Source organism: Acidovorax sp. SDU_ACID1 (assembly GCF_045291395.1).
Lineage (GTDB): Bacteria > Pseudomonadota > Gammaproteobacteria > Burkholderiales > Burkholderiaceae_C > MR-S7.
In genome coordinates this window covers 4,687,488-4,705,935 of record NZ_CP152342.1, presented here as the reverse complement: position 1 = coordinate 4,705,935, position 18,448 = coordinate 4,687,488, and the positions used below count along the sequence as shown (strand labels likewise).

Here is an 18,448-nt window from a genome sequence, read left to right as displayed (position 1 = left end):
GATGGATTACTTGGTCACCACTTCGCGCCGTCCGCGCAGGATGTTCAGCGTGTTGGCTGCCACCTGGCCGAGGCCGCGCATGCCGATCACCATCACGCTCTTGAGCGAGGTGAGCGGCTTGTCGTGCTGGCGGTTGCCCCAGAAGCCGATCCAGGCGTCGGCGCGCGCGAAGGTCAGGCGCGCGAGGTCGGCCTGCTGGTGCAGGCTCAGCTCCCCGAAGCGCAGGCCCAGGCGGCCGTTGCCGCTGAAGGTGACCTGCGCGGGGAAGGTGCCCTCCTCGTCGGAGCGGAACAGCGACACCTCCACCTGGCTGCCGGTCTCCAGCTTCAGGCCTTGCGGCACCCGCAGGCCCACGCCGCTCTGGGAGAAGTCGTCGGTCTCGCACACCAGGGTCTTGCCGTCGGCGAAGCGCAGCGCCGCGGGCAGCGCCGCCGTCACGCGCGGCGTGCTGCGCACCTGGCGCGTCTCGCTGGCCACGGCCAGGCTGGCGCTGGTCAGGATGATGTTGTAGGCCGTCCAGACCATGTTGATGACCAGCGTGGTGAACACCTCGGACGACGGCCCCACGGCCACCATGCGCCAGATGCCCACGGCGAAGCCCAGCAGGTTGAGCAGCAGCAGGATCAGGTAGGGCCGCGCAATGGACCAGTCGAAATAGGACTGCTCGATCACCCCGCCCTTGGCCGTCACGTTGAACTTGCCCAGCTTGGGGTTCACGAAGGCCACGAGCACGGGGCGCATGATGTACCAGGCCAGCACCGACTCGTACACCTCGTTCCAGAACGAGTAGCGGAAGCGCCCCTGGATGCGCGAGTTGGTGATGCTCGCGTGCATCAGGTGGGGCAGTGCGTAGGCCGTGATCATGGCGGCCGTGGCCTGGAACACGTGGGCGCTGAAGAACAGGTAGGCCAGCGGCGCCGTGAGGAACACCAGCCGCGGCAGCCCGTAGAAGAAGTGCAGCATGGCGTTGAAGTAGCACAGGCGCTGGCCCAGCTTCAGGCCCGGGCCGAACAGCGGGTTGTCCACGCGGCAGATCTGCGCCATGCCGCGCGCCCAGCGGATGCGCTGACCCACGTGGGCCGAGAGGCTTTCCGTGGCCAGGCCCGCGGCCTGGGGCAGCTCCAGGTAGGCGGTGTTGTAGCCGTGGCGGCTCAATTTCAGCGCGGTGTGCGCGTCCTCGGTCACGGTCTCCACGGCCACGCCGCCCACCTCCAGCAGCGGCGCGCGCTTAATGATGGCGCACGAGCCGCAGAAGAACGCGGCGTTCCACAGGTCGTTGCCGTCCTGCACGATGCCGTAGAACAGCTCGCCCTCGTTGGGCATGACGTGGAAGGTGTCCAGGTTCTTCTCGAACGGGTCGGGCGAGAAGAAGTGGTGCGGCGTCTGCAGCATCGCGAGCTTGGGATCGCGGATGAACCAGCCCATGCAGATCTGCAGGAAGGAGCGCGTGGGGATGTGGTCGCAGTCGAAGATGGCGACGTAGTCCGAGCCGGTCACGGCCAGCGCGGCGTTGATGTTGCCCGCCTTGGCGTGGGCGTTGTTGTCGCGCGTGAGGTAGCCCACGCCGAGTTCCTCGCAGAAGTCGCGGAATTCCTCGCGGCGGCCGTCGTCGAGCACGTACACGTGCAGCCGGTCCTCGGGCCAGTCCATCTGCATGGCCGAGAACACGGTCTGCTTGACCACTTCCAGCGGCTCGTTGTAGGTGGGGATGAACACGTCCACGCTGGGCCAGGTGTCCACGTCCTGCGGCATGGGCACGGGCCGGCGCTGCAGCGGCCAGGCGGTCTGGAAATAGCCGATGAGCAGCACCAGGAAGGCGTACAGCTCGGCCAGCAGCAGGCCGAAGCCGAAGCAGGCATCGACCCAGTTGGTGAAGCCCACCGTGTCGGTCACGCGCCAGTACATGTAGCGTGAAGAAGCGGAGATCGACAGCACGATCATGGCCAGCGTGGTCAGCCGCCCAGGCGTGCGAGACAGCAGCAGCGCGGCCCCGAAGCTGCCCGCCGAGAAGAGCAGCTGCCCCGTCAGGTCCAGCGGCACGCTCACCACCAGGGCGAACAGCAGCGCCGCGCCCACCACGGCCACCACCCGCGCCAGCGGGTGGTTCCACAGGGGCTGGTCGGCGATGCGGTGCACGCGCATGCGCCAGCGCGCCTCGAAGCTGCGCGGGTTGCGGTCCGCGATCTCGTCGGCGACGGTCTTGTGGTCGGTGGCCATGGCTACACCTCCGCGCCTGCCTGGGCGCGCATGCGCGCGGCCACGAAGGCGGCGCAGGCCAGGATGTCATGGCTGGCCTGGCTGTGCGCCCCGTGGTCCAGCACGCTCATGCCCAGCGCCAGCGACTCGGGCACGGCCTCGTCGGCATGGATGGAGCCCGCGAAGCGCGGCCCCACGGCCTCGCGCAGCACGCGCAGGATGTCCTGCGAGAGCTGGCGCGCGGAGTTCACCTGGTTCAGCAGGTAGAACGTGTCCACGAAGTCGGGGCGCGGCGCGCAGTGCGTCTGCACCAGCCGCTGCATGAGCGGCAGCGTGGCGTAGGAAGCGGCGTCCGCCAGCATCACCACCATCACCCAGTGGGCGATGCCCAGGGCCTGGCGGCCGTAGGCGGACGGGCCGGGCGGCGTGTCCAGCAGCACCAGCGCGTCGTCCGGCAACTGCAGCGCCTGCAGGTGGTCGAGCAGCCAGCGCGGGCGGGCGGCGATCTGCGCCTCCAGCGCCGCCAGGTCGTATTCGGTCACCGCGCCGAAGGGCAGCACGTACAGGCCCGGCTGGCGTTCGAAGCAGGCGTCGCGCCAGTCCTGCCCGGACAGGCTGGCGCGCGACAGGCCGCGCAGTTCCTGCGGGCCCAGGCCCAGGTGCAGCGCGAGGGCGTTCTGCGGGTCCAGGTCGACGGCGAGCACGGTGCGGCCCGTCTGCCGGGCCAGGGCCACGGCCAGGTTCTCGGTCACGGTGGTCTTGCCGACCCCGCCCTTGGCCGATGCGATGGTCAGGATCTTCATGGGCGGTTTCTCGTGCCCAGCAGCCGGGCGAAGACTTGCTGCAGGCCGGCCGACGGCGCAGCCTCGGGCTGGGCCGGCCGCGCCAGGCGCGACAGCGGCGACGGGTTCTGGAGCGCCGGGCCGCCCACGGGGGCTGCCGCAGCGGGCGGCTGCGCCGGCGCAGGTGGCGGGACGGGAACCGGCGCCACCACGGGCGCAGGCGCCGCGACGGGGGCGGGCGGTGCGGCATGGCCCCACAGCGGCGGGGCCGGGGGCGCGCTGGGCGCCACCACCGGCGGCACGGCCTGCACCGCGGCGTGCAGGGGGCCCGTGGGTTCCACGGGCCCGCGCGGCGGCTCGGGCTGCAGGAGCGGCGCGGGCCGCTGGGCGGCATGCCATTCCTGCGGCGCCGTTCCCGGCGCCTCGCCGGGGTGCACCGGCGGTACGCCGGCGGACAGGTCCCCCAGCGCGGAAATCAGCGGCCAGCGCTCGCGCGCCTGCTGGGCGTCGCGCGTGCGCGTGAGCTCGCGGTATGTATCGGGCCTGCCGCCGAACTCCTGGTACAGATGTGCGATGTCTTCAGGCTGTTGCATGAGATGCCCTTTCTTGCCGGTCACGCGGCCGCGGCCAGGCGCAGCCGGGCCGTGCCCAGGGCGTCGGCCGCGGCGGCGACCTCCACCCGCAGCCCGGCCCCGCCCGCCGCATCGAACCACTGCTGGTACGCCCCCTGCAGGAACCCCGTGGCCCAGGGCGCGTGCGGCTCGCCGAACGCGGCCGCCAGCGGCGAGAAGCGGTGGGTGATTTCCATGCCGGACGGGCTCTGCCCGAGCTCCGCCACGCCCCAGCCGAGCGCGTTCCACACATGGTTCATGGCGTCCTGCAGGCCCTGCACGGTGTCGCTCGCGGGCAACGGATGCTCGGCGGCGAAGCGCATGCCGATGCGCGCCATGAGCGTGGCCAGCTCCTGCGGCGGCAGGGCGGAGACGAATTCCTCCGCCAGCGCGGCCAGGAAACCGCGCCACTGGCGGGAGCACTGCAGGCGATGGATGTAGGCGGGCTCCATGGAGCTGGACAGCTCGCCCGCAACGGTGGATGAAGTGGTCATGACGGCGTTCGGCTGCAAATGGCACGCCTGGAAAGCCGGCGTGACCATGGTTTCCAATTACTTTAATTTAAACATACATGTAACAAAATAGTTTTTCCCTATTTAATCTTCAACAACCTTCAAGTAAATGCAGCTTGCAAAAAACGCAACAGGCGCCTTGGCGCCTGTTGCGTGCGGTGACTGTACGGGACGGGTCCGCTAGGGTGTGTAGGACACCCAGACACCCTTGTCCGTGCGCATGCGGTAGCGGCCCGCGGCGTCGCGCAGCACCACCATCTCGCCGTTCTCGGCCTCGAAGGCGGTGGTTTCCAGCCGGGCCATGCGCTCGGCCAGCGGACGGGCGCCGGGTGCATAGGGGCTGTCGCGCAGCAGGTCGCCCAGCAGGGCGTTGATGCCGAAGTAGCTCACGGGCTGGTCCACCACCACGGGATCGTGGCCGGCACCGGCGGGCAGGCCCACGATCTTCATGGCGGCGGGCGCGATGGTGATGCGCGGGCTGGGGATTTCGCGCATGCCCGAGATCTGCAGCTTGTCGCCGCGCAGCGCTGCGCCGTGCTCGGGCACGAGCAGCACGACCACGGGGCGGCCGGCGCGCTCCAGCCCGCTGATGAACTGGTCGAAGTCGGCCAGCAGCTTGGACAGGCGCGGCTTGTAGGTGTCTACGCTGGAGCGCGAGGCCAGGCCGGGCACGCGGTTGCCGTCGTGCAGGGAGATGGTGTTGTAGTACAGCGCCTCGGGCCTGGCGCCTGCCGGCGCGCTCTGGCGGGCGCGGCTCCAGCGCTCCAGCAGCGCGAGGTCGCTGTAAATGGGCGTGCCGTCGAAGCTGTGCATGTGGACGGGCGCGCCCTCGGGCGAGGCGATGCGCCCGGCCAGCCCGCCCTGGTTCTGCAGCATCTTGGCGAAGTCGTCGAAGTGCCCGTCGTGGTTGAGCAGCGCATGCGTCTCGTAGCCCAGCCGCTCCAGGCTGGGGAAGACGTAGCAGGCCGGGTCGGCGCCCTGGTAGAGCGCCTCGTGCGGCTCCTGGCCGCAGTTGCCGCGCAGCACGCGCAGCATGGCGGGGCCGCTGTAGCTGGCGGCGGTGTTGAACTGGGTGAAGACGGCGTCGAAGCGCTGCAGCAGCGGATGGTCGCGCATGCCGACCACGTCCAGGTCGTCCCACGACAGGGAGCACACATGCAGCATCACGATGTCGAACGCGGGCGGGGCGCCGGCAGGGGTCCAGTCCAGGCGGCGCTGGCGCTCGTGGGCGTAGAACGCCTGGAGCTGGGCATCGGGGTCCTGCGCGGCGGCGCCCGAGGCAACGGCGCCCGGCGTGGCCGCGGATGCAGCCGGCGGCGCGCCGCCGGCCTGGGGCGCGAGCGCCGCCGCCAGCGGCACGCTGAGGATGCCGCCCAGCGCGAAGGTGGAAAACCGGATGCGCCGCGCCAGTACGGCATAGGCGGCCACCAGCGCGGCCAGGCCCAGCACGGCCTGCCAGTTCCACAGGCGCGCGAGCAGCTCGCCCATGTAGTCCAGGCTGAAGGCCGCCAGGCCCTGGGAGAGCGAGAGCACCCGGCCCAGGGAGGGCAGGTAGGAGTCGTAGTACAGCAGCCCGATGGCCGCCGACCACGCCGCCGCATGCCGCAGCGCACGCAGGCCGCGCGCCGCGGGCGGTGGCGCCAGCAGCGCCAGGGCCAGCAGCAGGTTGGGCAGCCAGTGGAAGCCGATGTAGCCGGCGTAGTGCAGCCCGACCTTGGCGAGAAAGTAGAAGCTCCAGTAACTCATGGTTCTATGGTTTTGATAGCTGCTTGCGCTTGCTTTGCATGGATTTCGCTATGTTTTCTCTATGAGACCGGCTTGCATCAAGCGCTGGCAGCTATGGTTTTCTTGCGTCGCATTGCCCGCTCGCGCACCGCCTGCAGCAGGGCGCGGCCCAGCGTGCGGTAGCCGCGCAGGCCCAGGCTGGCGATCTCCTGCAGGCCCAGCAGGGGGCGGTCCACGTCCTGCGTGCGGTTCCAGTGCGTCCAGGAATCGGGCCGCGCGAAGGTGCACTGGACCATCTCGATCTGCTGGTCGCGCGTGAGCGGGCCGTACTGCACGCCGATGGCGCCCTGCCCCTTGTCGAGCACGATTTCGGCGGGCAGGGCGCATTCGGTGCCGTCCCACCACAGGCCCACGTGCACCGGCTGCCCCGCCGCCAGGGGCGCCGCCCCGTCCACCTGCAGGCCCAGGCCGTTCATGGAGAAGTCGGTGCAGGTGGCGCGCAGCACGCGGCCGTCGTCCAGGTAGAGCACGGCGGGCAGGTGCGCGTCCACGCGGTGCATGCGCCGCACCTGGCGCGATTCGGACGCCACGCCCATGGCCGCGCCCAGCATGAGCAGGCTGTAGGCCGTCCAGACCAGGTTGAGCACCACGGTGGCGGGCTCGTCGGCGTTCCACCACAGCAGGCGCGCCAGGCCCGCCACGAAGGCGGCGGAGTTGAGCAGCACCAGCACGGCGTAGGGCAGCGAGGTGGTCCAGTCGAAATACGCGCGCTCCACCAGGCCGCCCTTGGCGGTGACGTTGAACTTGCCCAGCTTGGGGTTGATCATCGCCAGCGTGGTGGGCAGGGCCACGTACCAGGCGAGCACGGTCTCGTAGACCTCGGCCCAGAAGGTGTGGCGGTACTTGCCCTGCACGTGCGCGTTGGCGATGTTCGACTGCAGGATGTAAGGCAGCACGTACAGCGCCAGCAACGCGGCCTGCGCATGGATGATGTGCAGGTGGAAGAACAGGTAGGCCATGGGCGCGGTGAAGAACACCAGCCGCGGCAGACCGAAGAAGAAGTGCAGCATGGCGTTGCCGTAGCAGATGCGCTGCCACAGCGTGAGGCCCTTGCCGAGGAACGGGTTGTCGGTGCGGAAGATCTGCGCCATGCCGCGCGCCCAGCGGATGCGCTGGCCCACGTGGGCCGAGAGGCTTTCCGTCGCCAGGCCGGCGGCCTGCGCCTCGTTGATGTAGGCCGTGGTGTAGCCGCGCCGGTGCAGCTTGAGCGCGGTGTGGGCGTCCTCGGTGACGGTCTCCACGGCGATGCCGCCCACCTCCATGAGCGGCGCGCGGCGGATCACCGCGCATGAGCCGCAGAAGAACGTGGCGTTCCAGAAGTCGTTGCCGTCCTGCACCAGCCCGTAGAACAGCGCTCCCTCGTTGGGCACACGGCGGAAGGTGCCCAGGTTGCGCTCGAACGGGTCGGGCGAGAAGAAGTGGTGCGGCGTCTGCAGCATGGCGCAGCGCGCGTCGCGCTGGAACCAGCCCACGCAGGTCTTGAGGAAGGAGCGCGTGGGGATGTGGTCGCAGTCGAAGATGGCCACCAGCTCGCCCTGCGTCATGCCCAGCGCGTTGTTCAGGTTGCCGGCCTTGGCATGGCGGTTGTCGGCGCGGGCGATGTAGTGCACGCCCACCTCGGCCGCGAAGGCGCGGAACGCCTCGCGGCGGCCGTCGTCCAGCAGGTAGACGCGCAGCTTGTCCTTCGGCCAGTCCATCGCCATCGCCGCCAGCACCGTGGGGCGCACCACGTCCAGCGACTCGTTGTAGGTGGGAATGAACACGTCCACGCTCGGCCACTCCAGCGGCGCGCCCTGCAGCGGGACGCTCTGGCGCTGCAGCGGCCAGGCGGTCTGGACGAAGCCCAGCACCACCACCAGCCAGGTGTAGGCCTCGGCCGCCAGCAGGCCGTAGCCCAGGAAGGCCTCCACGGCCGAGTCGAACTGCAGCGTGTTGGTCATGCGCCACCACGCATAGCGGCCCATGGCCGTGAGGCTGATGGTGGCCAGCGCCAGCGACGGAAAGCGCCCCGGCAGCTTGCGCAGCACCATGGACAGCATCCACGCCAGCAGCAGGAAGACGAGCTGGCCGAACCCGTTGAACGGCGTGGTCATGACCACCGCCGCCGCGGCCAGCGCTACGCCCAGCACCAGCCAGCGCATGCCCGGCACGGCCAGCACGGGCCTCAGCGCGCGGTCGGTGGCCCGGCCGAAGGCGGCGGCCGTGCCGTTGCGTTCCAGCCGTGCGGCCAGCCGCTCCAGCGCGCGCACAGCCCAGCGCAGCGGCGCCAGGGCCAGCCACAGCACGGCAGATGCGGCGCGCCACAGGGCCGCCAGCGCCCAGGCCAGCCCGCCCCCCAGCGCCGCGAGCCACGCGGGCAGGGCCCATGCCCAGGGCATGGGCGGCTTGACGAACAGCCGCCACGGCCACAGCCACCACGGCGCGCCGGGCGGCATGCCCAGCCTGGCGGCCGCCCACGCCGCCGGGTCCGGCACCTGCGCGGGCGCCAGGGCGGCCCAGGGCGCCTGCGCGGAGGGCTTGACGAACAGCCGCAGCAGCCAGCACGGCCAGCGCCGGGGCTCGGCCACCTGCAGCCGGTTGGCCAGCCAGGTCAGCGCGGCGTGCAGGCTCACGGCGCCGCTCCGTCCAGGCCGCAGGCCTGCGCGATCCAGTCGGCCAGGCCCTGCAGGTCGTGCGCGGCCTGCGACTGCGGCGCGTGCTGGTGCACGCACAGCGCCTGGGCCAGCGCCTGTTGCACGTGCTCGTCGGCATGCAGCGGATAGGGAATCAGGTGGTCCTGCCACTGCGCGCGCAGCGTGTGCAGCGCCTCGCGGCGCGCGGCGCTGCGCGGGTCCGCGCCCGTGAGCGCGACGGCCCAGCGCACGCCGGCGGGGAGCTGGGCAATGGCGTCCCGCAGCGCGTCCTGCAGCCGCAGCGAGCGCACCGAGGCGTCGACCACCAGCACCGCCAGGCTGGCGCACTGCGCGGCCTGCAGCGCCAGCGGCGCGGGCAGCGGCGGCGTGTCGAGCACCAGGGCGCTGCCCGGGGGCAGGTCCAGGCCCGCGATCTGCGCCTGCAGCCAGCCGGGCGCGTGAAGGGCGGCCTCCGCGCTACCGCTCCATGCGCCATGGGGCAGCAGCCGCACGCCGGCGGAATTCTCCAGCGCGCAGTCGCCCCACCACCGGCCCTGGGCCGGGTGCCAGCCGCTGGCGGGCGGCGCCTGCAGGCCCAGGTGCAGGCCCAGCGCGTTCTGCGGACTCAGGTCGATGGCCAGGGTGGGCTGGCCGCGCTGCGCCAGCAGCGTGGCCACGTGGGCGGCCAGCGTGGTGCGGCCCACGCCGCCCAGGGGGAGAGGAAGGCGATGCGGTGCATGTCAACCCTCCTCGCGTTCCTGGCCGGGGCGGTAGGGCCGCAGGTAGCGCAGGCGGCGTGGCACGCGGGCGGTCCACAGCCACCAGCACGCCCCGGCGCCGGCCGCGCCGGCGAGCAGGCAGAGCAGCCAGCCGATCGGGCTCATGCGGCCATCTCCTCACGCACGGGACGCCGCCCGATGGGGCGCGCGCTGACCTGCACCGCCGCGGCGCCGCGGTGCGGCGCTTCCTCCAGCACGGCAACCACGACGGGCAGCAGCGCGGCGCCCCCGCCCGCCCCGGCGGCGGGCTGCGCCTCGCGCGGCGCAGGCGCGGCGATGGGCTCCAGCAGCGGCCCGTAGTCGGGCAGGCGCGCCGCCGCGCCGCGCAAGCGCTCCAGCATGAGGGCCATGCCGCCCGCGGTGGCATCCTGCGCCTGGGACGAGAACAGCGCGCCCAGGGGCAGCGTGAACAGGTGCGACAAGGCCAGGTCGAGGTCGGACTCGCGGCAGGCGAACAGGAAGACGCAGAGGCCCTGCGCGTCGGCCGTGACCAGGTCGCCGTCGCGCTGCACACGGCAGGCGCGCAGGGCGTCCAGGTGGGCCACCGTCGGCAGCAGTTGCAGCCGCACCAGGCAGTGGGACAGGCCCGCGGCTTCGGTGCGCGCCAGCATGTCGCCGGCGAGCTGCACGAAGCGCGCGGGCCGCTGGTAGCCGCGCGCGGCGGCGGGCATGCATGCGGCCAGGGTCTGCGCGCAGTCGCTTCCGATGGCGCCGGCATAGACGAGGTGGCGGCCGTCCTCGATGAGCTTCTGCAGGCGCGCGAACCCCACCTCGCGGTAGACGACGCTGGTCACGCCCAGGCGCAGCAGCGCCTGCTCGCTGTGCGCGCGCAGCTTGGCTTCGGTCTCGCGCACGATGATCTTCAGGCTGCGCGGGCGCGTCTGCCGCAGGCGGTGCACGAGCGCGGCCACGGCCGCAAACTGCTCCGGCACGCCCGCGTCGATCAGCACCGTGGCGCCCGCCGCGCCGCGCGCGGCCTCCTCCAGCGCCGCGAGGGAGTCGGCGATCTGCCACGTCGCGGGCACGCCGCGCTGGCCCGCGACGCTGGCCCGCGTGGCGTGGACGGCGAACTGGTCCGGCGCGTCCGCCAGCACGGGCTGCGCTCCCAGGGAGAAGCTGCCGTCGTAGCACAGCCGCCCGCCGTCCCGGCGCAGGTCGTAGCGGGCGTCGAACACGGCGCCCTGGCCGCCGTCCCAGCGGTACAGCGTGAGCACCGGCCGCCCGGAGAGCGTGCCCAGCTCGGCCACGTGGCGGAAGGCAGCCTGTGCGCGCACCGCCGCGCCCAGGTTGTTGCCGCCCTCTGCCTGCGCGCGGTGCAGGGGCAGCAGCAGCGCCACGGGCCGGCGCCGCGCGGCGCTCCAGCGGCGCCACTGGCCCGCCAGGCGCTGCAGCTCGGCGACCGTGGCGCCCGCCAGCATGGCATGGGCATCCAGCACGCACAGGCTGGTGTGCGGCCCGAGCCCGTTACGCGCCAGCTCCTGGGCGAGCGCGCCCAGGCCGTCCTGGCGCAGCTGTGCCTGGGCCTCGGGCGGCAGCAGCCAGGTGCGCAGGCGCCCGGCGGCATGCGCCTGCGCCAGCGTGGGCACGCGCAGCAGCGCGTCGATGTCGCCGGCCTGGGCGGCCAGCGCCAGCACCGGCCCGGCAGCCAGCAGGTCGGCCACCAGGGCGGGCGGCCAGTCCTGCCAGCAGGCCTCGTCCTGCACCAGCAGCGCAGCGGGCGCGCCTGCCGGCAGGCGGCCCACGCCGTGGGGCAGGCCGTCCACACCCAGCCCGGCAGGCCGGGCCGTGCGCCGGGGGCCGCTGCGCAGGCCGTGCCACCAGGAGCGCAGCAGGGCGGTGACGGAGGATGGTTTATTCATAAAAAACGGTGCTAACGCTTACCAATCAAGCGCAGGCAGCTCCTTTTTTGCATCAAAAACTGGAATAGGGTTGCACGGGGCGCGGGCGGTTCTCCAGCGGCGCGCGCACGGGGTCCAGCGCGAACCGGAGGTACAGCGCCAGCGTGGTGGGGGCGTAATAGGCCGAGCGGTCGAGCGACAGCTGCGCGCCCAGCGCCCAGTTCGGCGTGGCCTGGTATTCCACGGCCGCGCGCAGCGAGCGGCCGAAGCCCGAGCTGCCGCCGCCCGCATAGACCGGCGCGTGGCCCTGCGCCGCGGCCTGCGCCTGCAGCGCGGGGGAGCCGGGGTAATAGTCCGACGCGCGGCTGGCGCTGCGCGAGACGGACACGGAGCCGCGCAGCAGCCACGTGAACGCGCCCTTGCGCCCGCCCCACTCCACCGGCAGGCTCAGGGACAGGTAGCGGCGCGGGCTGTAGTAGCCGCCGTGGCCCCAGGTGAATTCGGACAGGTCGCGCGCGTAGCTCCACCACGACAGCGCCGCGCCCACGTTCACCGTCTGGTGCGGCGTGCGCAGCACGTCGCGGTCGATCGCCGCGCGCAGCTGCAGGCGGGTGTTGCCGCGCACGTTGCGGCCTTGCAGCAGCGCGTAGCCGGCGCTCAGCGACGTGCCGTAGCCCGCCCACGGGCGCGAGACGCGGCCCGACACGCCCGTGGCGACCACGCCGCCCCAGGCCTGCCCGGTGATGGGGTCGCGCACGCCCGCATAGGACAGCAGGCTGCCCGTGAGCGGGCGGCGCGAGAGTTCGGCGCGCCAGCTGAAGTCCTCGCGCCACTCGCTGCGCGCGATGCCGCCCACGAGGTTGGTCACGGGCATGCCGATGCCGACGGCCCCCACGTCCCACTCGACGCCGCGGCCGCGGTAGCCGAAGCCCACGTTGGCGCCGTCGCCGCGCGGCGTGCCCGGTGCGGCCGGGTAGGCGGCCTCGGGCCACGCGGCCACCTGCCCGTAGCCGGCGGCGTCCTGCGCCGAGGGGGCAGCGGGCCGGCGTCGAGCCGCACCTGGTCCACGTGCAGGAAATGGTGGCCGTCGTAGCCCCGGGGCATCCAGGCGACGGCGGGGATCTCCCAGCCGCGCAGGGTGGAGATGCCCGCGGTGGAATTCTTCTGCAGCCGCTCCATGCCCACCTCCACCCAGGCCTGGCGGCGCGCCTCGATGGCGTGGATGTCCTGCGCGATCCTGCCCTGCTCTTGCGGATTCGTTTCCAGCGCCTGCGCCTGGCGGAAGTAGGCGAGCGCCGGGGCGTAGGCGTCTTCGGCACGCTCCAGCCGGGCCGCGTGCAGCAGCACGCTGGTGTCCTGCGGGAAGCGCTGCAGCAGCTGCTGCGCCAGGGCGCGCGCCTCGTCCATGGCGGGCACGCGCTGCCACAGGCGCAGCAGGGCGAGCTGCGCGCCGGCATCGCGCGCGTCCAGATGCTGCCGCAGCCATTGCGCCTGCGCGCGCGCCTGGGCCGCCTGCCCCTGGCGCGCCAGCGCATCGCCCAGGGCCAGGCGCACGCCGGCGTCGTCGCCTTGCGACTCCAGCGCCTGCGCCAGCTGCCGCGCGGCGCCCGCATAGTCCTGCGCCGCGAGCAGCAGGCGGCCACGGAAGGCAGGTGCATCGCCGCCGTACAGGGGCGACCGGGCCAGGCGCAGGGCCTCGGCGCGGTCGCCAGCGGCCACGGCGGCTTCCACGCGGCGTTCCAGATGGGCCGCCTGCAGCGCGGACAGGCGCGCCGCCTGCGCGGGCGTCCAGCCCGGCTCGGCCAGCAGGGCGGGCAGCAACTCGGCCAGGGGGCCGTCCATGGCGGCGCGGCCTATCGCGGCCCGGCCTGTCAAGGCGGCGTGCTCCAGCCGCGCCTCGGGCGTGGCCGGGGCGCGGGCGGCCAGGCGGTCGAACACGGCCACGCCCTGCGCGCCCTCGCCGCGCTGGAACCAGGCGTTGGCGACGGTGAAAAGCAGGTCGGCATCGTCGCCCGCCTGGCGCTCGGCCTGGGCCAGCAGCGGCCCGGCCTGCGCCGCGTCGCTGCCGGCGGCGCGGGCCACGGTGGCGCGCACGGTGGCCGAGCGCAGCAGCGCGCGCATGGAATCGCTGCGCTGCTCGGGGGAGACGTGCTCCAGGTCGGCCAGCGCGCCCGCGTCGTCGTCGGTGGCGCTGCGGATCAAGGCGCGGGCGTAGCGCATGTCGGCCTCGTCCCCTTGGAGGGCGATGCCCTCGTCCATGGCGTCCAGCGCCTCGCGCGGCTGGCCCAGCTGCAGGTACACGCGCGCCAGGCGGTGGCGCAGCCAGGGGTCGCGCGGCGTGAGCGCCACGGCGTCTTCCAGCAGGCGCAGCGCGGTGCCGGGGTGCCCGGCCGTGCGCTGCGCCTCGGCCTGTTCGGCCAGCAGGTCCGCGCGCACGGCTGCAAGCTGCGGCGCGCGGTCCGGACGGCTGCGCTGGGCCGCCTCCAGCAGGGCCAGGGCCTGCGGCGCGCGGCCCGCGCGGGCGTGCAGCGCGGCCAGGCCGCGCAGGGCGTCCAGGTGGGCGGGGTCGGCGGCCAGGGCCCGCTCGTAGAGCGCCTGGGCCTGCGCCGGGTCGTCCTGCCGGGCGCGGATGCCTGCCAGCGTGGCTAGGGCTTCGGCATGGGCGGGCTCCAGGGCCACGGCCTGCTGGGCCTGCCGGGCGGCTTCCTCCAGGCGGCCTGCCTGCGCGGCATCGTCCGCCTGGCGCAGCAGGCCCCAGAAGTGGGCCGTGGCTTGCAGCCCCTGCCACCGCGCCTGCGGGGACAGGCTTTGCGCCTGGGCGAACAGCGCCCGGGCTTCTTCGTGGCGGCCCTGGCGCAGGCGCACCAGGCCGAGGCCGCCCAGGCTGGCGGCATCGCGCGGGCGCAGCGCCAGCGCCGCCTGCCACTGCTGCTCGGCCTGTGCGAGGTCGCCCGCGTCCAGCGCGCGCTGGCCGGCGGCCTGTGCGAGGCGCGCGGGGTCGCGCGCCCAGCGCTCGGCCTGCGCCACGGCCTGCCGTGCGGCGCCCCACTGTTCAGCCATGGGCCGGTCGTCGGGGTAGCGCTGCAGGTAGGCCTGCAGCCGGGGCGCGGCGGCCGCGCCCTCCAGCCGGCCCAGTGCGCGGCGCCACAGGTCGCGCAGGCGGTGCGGGTTGGCGGCAGGGTCGTCGGCCAGCGCCTCGCAGGCGCGGACCAGCGCGAGGGCGCTGGCGCCCTGGGCGGCCTGCATTTCGAGCTGGGCGAGGCGGTAGTCGGCATCGCCCGTGCGCTGATAGAGCTGGTGCAGGACCGATGCGGCCTGGGGCGCCGTGCGCGCGTCGTTGCCCATGACCTGCCAGTATTCGGCCGCCAGGCCGCCGATGGCGGGCGGGCCGTCGGGAAAGAGGGCGCGCGCCAGTGCACGCGCCTGGCGGATGCTGTCGGGCGGGTGCCCTGCACGCACGCGTTCGAGCGTCTCGGCCTTGCGGTTCATCTGCGCGAGCAGGCGCATCTGGCCGAGCTTTTCGCGGTCCGGCCCGTGCACGCGCACCAGGGTGGCCAGGTCTGCCGTGGCACTGTGGCCGGGATGGCGCGCGCGCAGCTGCGCCAGGATGCGCTGCGCCTCGTCGGCCCGGTTGCCGCGCAGGGCGATGTCGCCCAGCAGGGCCAGCGCGGGAGGCGCGTCGGGGTCGAGCGCCAGCAGCTTGTCCACGCTCTGGCGCGCCAGGTCCAGCCGGTTCCTGGAGGCCCACATCTGGGCGTTGCGCAGCAGCGCCTCCTGCCCCGCATCCGTGCCGTCGGCCAGCGCGGGGACGATGGGGAGGGCCAGGGCCGAGGAGAGCGCGGCGACGGCCAGGCCCTTGCACGGCCGCTTCATGGCCCGGCCTTCCAGCGGGGCAGCAGGCGCCCGTCGGCGTCGAAGCGGTAGGCGCCGTCCATCCAGCCCTGGCCGAAGAGCGCCAGGCATTGCTCGTAATAGGCATCCGGGCGCGGCGGGCGCGCTTCCAGCCGCAGCTGCTGCACCCGCAGCGCGTCGGCCTCGCCGCTGGCCTGCAGGAAAGGCAGCAGCGCCGCGGAAAAGCCCGGGGGCGCGGGGCCGCCGGCCTGGCCGGTCAGGATGTCGATGGACTCCGGCGGATGACCGCGCTCGCGCACGAAGCGCGCCATGGGGGCCAACGCCCGCAGCAGCGGCCCGCGGCCCTCGGCCCGGGGGTGGAGCGTGCCCGCCCAGAGGTAGACGCGGATGGCGTTGTAGGCGCCCTGGCCCTTGTCCTTGCCTTCGGCCTCCACCTGGAAGCCCTGGCCGGCATAGACGGTCCAGTCGGGGCTGAAGCCCTGGGGCGCGGATTCGACCATCACCCGCAGGGAGCTGGCCGCGAGCTGCTTCCAGACCGGCTGGCCGGTGGCGCCGGCCAGTCCGTGCAGGAGCTGCAGCGGCAGGTAGCTCGGGTTCAGGCGCCAGGGCCCGCCTTCAGGGGCGAAGCCGCGCGGCGCGGGCAGCAACGTGGGGCCCAGGCCCGGCAGGTCGGCGGTTTCCTCGCGCACGATGCGCGCCGCCAGCACGGCGCCCAGCGCGCGGTAGCGCCGGTCGTTCCACAGCCGGCCGGCCTCGGCCAGCGCATAGGCGATCCACAGGTCGGCGTCGGAGGCGGCGTTGTCGTCGATCACGCCCCAGGTGGCGTCGGGGCGCTTGCCCCAGAGCCAGGCAGGCAGGCGGGTGGTGAGGTCGCCCGCGCAGAGGTTGTCTTCCGTCCAGCGCAGGATGCGTTCAAAGCGCTCGCGGTCGCCCGCGAGCAGTGCGAAGAACAGCGCATAGGCCTGCGCCTCGGAATAGGTCTGGCCCTGCGCGTCCGAGGTCACGCGGCCGCCGCTGCCCACGAACTGGCGGTGGAACGCCTCCCAGGCCGGCCAGACGGGTGCCGTGCCCGCGTCGGCCCAGGCCTGCGCGGCCCAGCCCGCGGCCGCGCCCGCCGCGCCCCGCAGCACGGCGCGGCGCGTGGGCCTGCCGGCGCCGTCAGTCATCGCCGCCCTCCAGCCTGCGGCGGGCCAGGGAGCGCAGCGCCCCGTACACCAGCAGGGTCAGCAGCAGGCCGGCGGCAATGCCCAGCAGCGCCAGCGCCACCGGGTGGCTGTGCAGGTGGAACCACAGGCGCTTGTACCAGGGCAGGTCGCCCACGTAGTACACGGGCTGGATGCGGAAGCTCTCCACCGCCTCCCCGCGCAGCAGCCCCAGGTCGCCCTGCAGCAGCTGCACCTTGCCGGGGTCGTTCAGGCCCTGGGCGATCCAGCCCATGCTGCGCGCGTCGCTGGCCGTCAGGCCCACGATGCTGCGCCCCTCCTGCAGCGGGGACTGCAGGCCCACCACCGCCGCGAGCGGGCCGTCGCCCTCCAGCGTGGCGCGGCCGTCACCGGCCGTGGCGGGGCTGCCGCCGCCCAGGCGGAACAGCTCGAAGAAGGCGTTCACGCCCCGCTCCAGCGGCTGCACGGAGCGCTTGCCGGCCTCGACCAGCGCCGGCAGGCCGCTGCGCCAGCGGGCCAGCAGGCCGTCGCGGTCGCCCACGGAGACGAGCAGGATGTCGGTGTCCCAGGCCTGCTCGATCTGCGCCGCGTGCAGCAGCTGGAAGCGCGTGCCCGCGTAGCCGGTGGCCGCCGCCATGCGGCCCACGGCCGTGAGGTAGGCCTCCACGTCGGCGCCGGTGGGCTGGTTGGGCAGCACCACCGAGGTCTGGCCCAGGTCGGCGTATTTGGTGAAGGGGTAGCCGCTGTTGGCGAATGCGGCCAGGTTGGGCATGGCCATGTAGTGGTCGAAGCCCGTCATGTCGATGCTGGACTGCGGGTCGAGGGCTGCGCGCAGCTCCACCGGCTGGGTGGAGCGGCAGCGCCCCAGGTCCGCGGGCGGGATGTTGAAGGCGAACTGCAGCCGGTTGTCGCCGCCCACCATGAAGGCCGGGATCTTCATGTCCGAGCGCACCAGCCCGCCGCCATCCTGCGCGAGCGGCAGCAGGATCTTGCTCTTGCGGGCCTCGCTGTCGCCGCTGGCCTGCAGCGGGTAGGCCTTGACGAACTGGTCGTTGATGGAGACGTTCAGCGAGCCCCGGTCCGACAGGTTGGTGGGGGTGTAGCGGTAGAACAGGTTCAGCGGCACGCCGCTGGCGTTCCACGTGAACAGGTCCGGGGCCATGCGCGCGTTGACCTGGATGGTGCCGCTCAGCACGGTGCCGCGCAGCTGCAGGTCGGTGGGCCGCTCCACCAGTTCGCCGAGCTGCACGGGGCGCTCGGTGGTCAGCCAGCGCGGGGCGTCGTAGGCCTTGCGCGGCGGGGGCAGCTCCAGCCCGGTCACGCGCATGCTCTGGCCCGACAGGGCGGCCTTGCCCAGCGCGAGCGCGGCGGCGGCGGCCTGCACCTGTGCATCGTCCTTGCCCAGCACCAGCAGCAGCCGCGCGCCCGGCACCTGGGGGTGCGCCGCCATGGACAGCGTGGGCTGCTCCACCGGCGGCATGTCCTTGAGGAAGCCGGGGCGGCGGTCGTTGGTGGCGATCACCACGGCATGGCCGGGCGGCAGCGCGTCCTGGAATACCGGGAAGCGGTTGCCCCGGTAGGACGCCAGCACCCCCAGCCAGCTGGCCACCGCGCCCGCCGCCTTGAGCTGGCCCAGGCTAGGCTGCGCCGCGTAGACGAAAGGCACCTCCACGGGGCGGCTGTCGCGCGGGTCGAAGAACGGGGCGGGCAGCAGGGCCAGGTCGCCGCGCCCCTGCAGCGGGCGCAGCGCCAGGTCCAGAACGCTCTCGTGGCTGATCTCCGCCCACAGGCTCGAATGGCTGGGATCTTCGCAGTCGAGCGTGTAGTGGCCCACGAACTGGAACGACAGCTGGTTGTAGTCCGTGAAATAGGCGGGGGGAATGTCCACGTCCACCGCCTGAGGCTGGCCCAGCCGCTCCTTGGGCAGGGCGATGGTGCGCACGAGCTGGTCGTTGAGCAGCACCTTGAGGTGCGACAGGTCGGCCAGCAGCGCGGGAGACAGCGTGAACACCAGCCGCAGCCGCGCGGACTCCACCATCTCGTCACGCCGGATGCCCAGTCCCACGCCCGACCAGCTCTCCACGCCGCGCAGGCGCATGGCGCCGCCCAGGCCCAGGTCCTTCAGACGCGGGCTCCAGCGGCGCAGGGCCTGCGGCTCGGCGGCCGGCGTTTCGGCGGCAGCGGCCACGGCCGGGGGCTTGCGGGGCACGGGCGGCTTCTGTGCCCACGCCAGGGATTGGCTCCCCCCCAGGGCCCCGAGGGCCAGCAGCCAAGCGGCGGGCTTGAGAAGGGGGGTGTTCAAGGTCATGGCTGTTTTC

12 protein-coding genes and 1 pseudogene are annotated in these 18,448 nt (G+C 73.4%); all 13 read right to left on the bottom strand.

The window, feature by feature from the left end:
* Nucleotides 1-6 precede the first annotated feature (6 nt).
* The gene (gene bcsA / locus AAG689_RS22940) at nt 7-2,217 is read right to left on the bottom strand and encodes a UDP-forming cellulose synthase catalytic subunit (protein ID WP_020228840.1); all 2,211 of its coding nucleotides are present in this window, start codon (nt 2,215-2,217) and stop codon (nt 7-9) included.
* A gap of 2 nt (nt 2,218-2,219) precedes the next feature.
* Complete coding sequence (bcsQ, locus tag AAG689_RS22935) at nt 2,220-2,999, bottom strand: cellulose biosynthesis protein BcsQ (RefSeq protein WP_406623933.1); 780 nt, start codon at nt 2,997-2,999, stop codon at nt 2,220-2,222.
* The gene (gene bcsP, locus AAG689_RS22930) at nt 2,996-3,571 is read right to left on the bottom strand and encodes a cellulose biosynthesis protein BcsP (RefSeq protein ID WP_406623932.1); all 576 of its coding nucleotides are present in this window, start codon (nt 3,569-3,571) and stop codon (nt 2,996-2,998) included. Before bcsP ends, bcsQ begins: the two co-directional genes overlap by 4 nt.
* A 20-nt stretch (nt 3,572-3,591) precedes the next feature.
* A complete protein-coding gene (gene bcsD / locus AAG689_RS22925; protein WP_406623931.1) occupies nt 3,592-4,083 on the bottom strand; it encodes a cellulose biosynthesis protein BcsD in 492 nt (163 codons plus the stop codon).
* Between the two features lie 198 nt (nt 4,084-4,281).
* Complete coding sequence (bcsG, locus tag AAG689_RS22920) at nt 4,282-5,847, bottom strand: cellulose biosynthesis protein BcsG (protein ID WP_406623930.1); 1,566 nt, start codon at nt 5,845-5,847, stop codon at nt 4,282-4,284.
* A gap of 77 nt (nt 5,848-5,924) precedes the next feature.
* A complete protein-coding gene (bcsA, locus tag AAG689_RS22915) occupies nt 5,925-8,498 on the bottom strand; it encodes a UDP-forming cellulose synthase catalytic subunit (protein ID WP_406623929.1) in 2,574 nt (857 codons plus the stop codon).
* Nucleotides 8,495-9,202: a cellulose synthase operon protein YhjQ/BcsQ gene (locus tag AAG689_RS22910; RefSeq protein ID WP_406623928.1), complete on the bottom strand. Its 708-nt coding sequence runs from the start codon at nt 9,200-9,202 to the stop codon at nt 8,495-8,497. The genes bcsA (AAG689_RS22915) and AAG689_RS22910 overlap by 4 nt, the downstream gene beginning before the upstream one ends.
* A 36-nt stretch (nt 9,203-9,238) precedes the next feature.
* Entirely contained in the window at nt 9,239-9,382 is a 144-nt protein-coding gene (locus AAG689_RS22905; RefSeq protein WP_406623927.1) for a hypothetical protein, read from the bottom strand.
* Complete coding sequence (locus AAG689_RS22900; RefSeq protein WP_406623926.1) at nt 9,379-11,136, bottom strand: BcsE family c-di-GMP-binding protein; 1,758 nt, start codon at nt 11,134-11,136, stop codon at nt 9,379-9,381. The genes AAG689_RS22905 and AAG689_RS22900 overlap by 4 nt, the downstream gene beginning before the upstream one ends.
* Before the next feature lie 52 nt (nt 11,137-11,188).
* On the bottom strand, nt 11,189-12,115 hold the full coding sequence (locus AAG689_RS22895) for a cellulose synthase subunit BcsC-related outer membrane protein (RefSeq protein ID WP_406623925.1): 927 nt from the start codon (nt 12,113-12,115) through the stop codon (nt 11,189-11,191).
* A 503-nt stretch (nt 12,116-12,618) separates the two neighbouring features.
* A pseudogene (locus AAG689_RS22890) lies at nt 12,619-14,865 on the bottom strand (tetratricopeptide repeat protein); the annotation flags it as partial.
* A 119-nt stretch (nt 14,866-14,984) separates the two neighbouring features.
* Nucleotides 14,985-16,133 (bottom strand): cellulose synthase complex periplasmic endoglucanase BcsZ, encoded by a 1,149-nt coding sequence (gene bcsZ, locus AAG689_RS22885; RefSeq protein ID WP_406623924.1) that lies wholly within the window; start codon nt 16,131-16,133, stop codon nt 14,985-14,987.
* Entirely contained in the window at nt 16,126-18,438 is a 2,313-nt protein-coding gene (gene bcsB, locus AAG689_RS22880; protein WP_406623923.1) for a cellulose biosynthesis cyclic di-GMP-binding regulatory protein BcsB, read from the bottom strand. The genes bcsZ and bcsB overlap by 8 nt, the downstream gene beginning before the upstream one ends.
* Nucleotides 18,439-18,448 lie beyond the last annotated feature (10 nt).